This is a genomic window from Parashewanella hymeniacidonis, assembly GCF_016900895.1.
Classification (GTDB): domain Bacteria; phylum Pseudomonadota; class Gammaproteobacteria; order Enterobacterales; family Shewanellaceae; genus Parashewanella; species Parashewanella hymeniacidonis.
In genome coordinates this window covers 1-1,331 of sequence record NZ_JAFEUN010000272.1, presented here as the reverse complement: position 1 = coordinate 1,331, position 1,331 = coordinate 1, and the positions used below count along the sequence as shown (strand labels likewise).

Sequence of the window (1,331 nt, the reverse complement as noted above, 5' to 3'; positions counted from 1 at the left end):
CGACGAATATTATTAAAAGATCATTAATTATCAGTGTGATAGCTTAAATATATAGTGCGAAAGGAGCAATTTCATAGTACTTATTAGTTCTGACACACAATAAGTCTACAAAAAGGCTCCCTTCATGGCTCTAGCTTACTCACATTCACTGGAATATTCATTTTTTTCTGAAGCTAAATTACAATTTGACCGGATTATTTCTCAGCTCGAAGACAAGCAAGTTAAGCAAGATGAACATGGCAAGGTAGAAGCTTATCTTGATAAGGAAGGCACTGAGTTGCTGCGATGCCTATTTCAAGGTTTCCTTGATAATAAAACGGCAGAAGAAACTCATCAGCAAGTCTACTCAAACGACAATGTTCACTTGAGTCATTTGAAAACAAACTGCAAACGAAATTTAGAAAGTCAATTTGGTCAGGTTTCTGTTATACGTAAAGGATACTCTCAACGTCAGTGTTCAAGCCTATTTCCTATGGATTGCAAGCTGAACTTACCCAAGGATAAATACTCAGATGGCGTCAGGCTGAGATTGATTACAGAAGCCATTCGAGGTTCCTATGATAACGCTATTGCGTCAATAGATACCACAACAGGTGCGCATGTACCGAAACGACAAGCAAGACAAGTAGTACAAGATGTTGCACAAGACTTCGACGATTTTTACCTTCAAAAAAGATATATAACCCCAGAAGAAACCTCCGATTTACTTGTGTTAACGATGGATGCGAAAGGTATCGTTATGCAAGCCGATAGTTTGAGAGAATGCACTCAAAAAGCTGCTAAGAAACAAAAGCTTAAAGGCCGATTAAGCTCAGGAGAGAAAAAAGACCGCAAGCGAATGGCACAGGTGGCAGCGGTTTACACCTCAAAAGCAGCCCCTCGAACACCAGAGTCAATCATGTCAAAAGCAAACGACTCAAATGTTCGTCCTTTACGGGTGCCACCTCGTAATAAACGGGTCTGGGCGAGTATAGAACGAAATGCTGGGATAGTAATAGAGGAAGCTTTTTTAGAAGCGTTACAGCGAGATCCTGAGCAAAAGCGTCATTGGATAGTGTTGGTTGATGGTCACCCTCATCAACTCAAACAAATTCACCAAATAATGAAAAAACACAAGATTAAGGCAACCGTTATTATGGATTTCATCCATGTACTTGAATACCTCTGGAAAGCAGCATGGTGCATATTTGAAAAAGGTGATCCAGAAGTCGAAGATTGGATAGAAAAAAAAGCGACAGAAATCTTGAGTGGTAAAGCTTCACAAGTGGCCAAAGGGCTTGGTATCAGTGCGACAAAACGAAATTTGAGACAACGAGAGGCTATCGATAAGT

The 1,331-nt window shown here is 40.1% G+C and carries 1 protein-coding gene; it reads left to right on the top strand.

Features of this window, described 5'->3' with window-relative positions; genetic code table 11:
* Positions 1–124: 124 nt before the first annotated feature.
* Positions 125–1,331 (top strand): ISKra4 family transposase (locus JQC92_RS22275; RefSeq protein WP_205001715.1); only part of this gene is annotated, 1,207 nt, incomplete at its 3' end.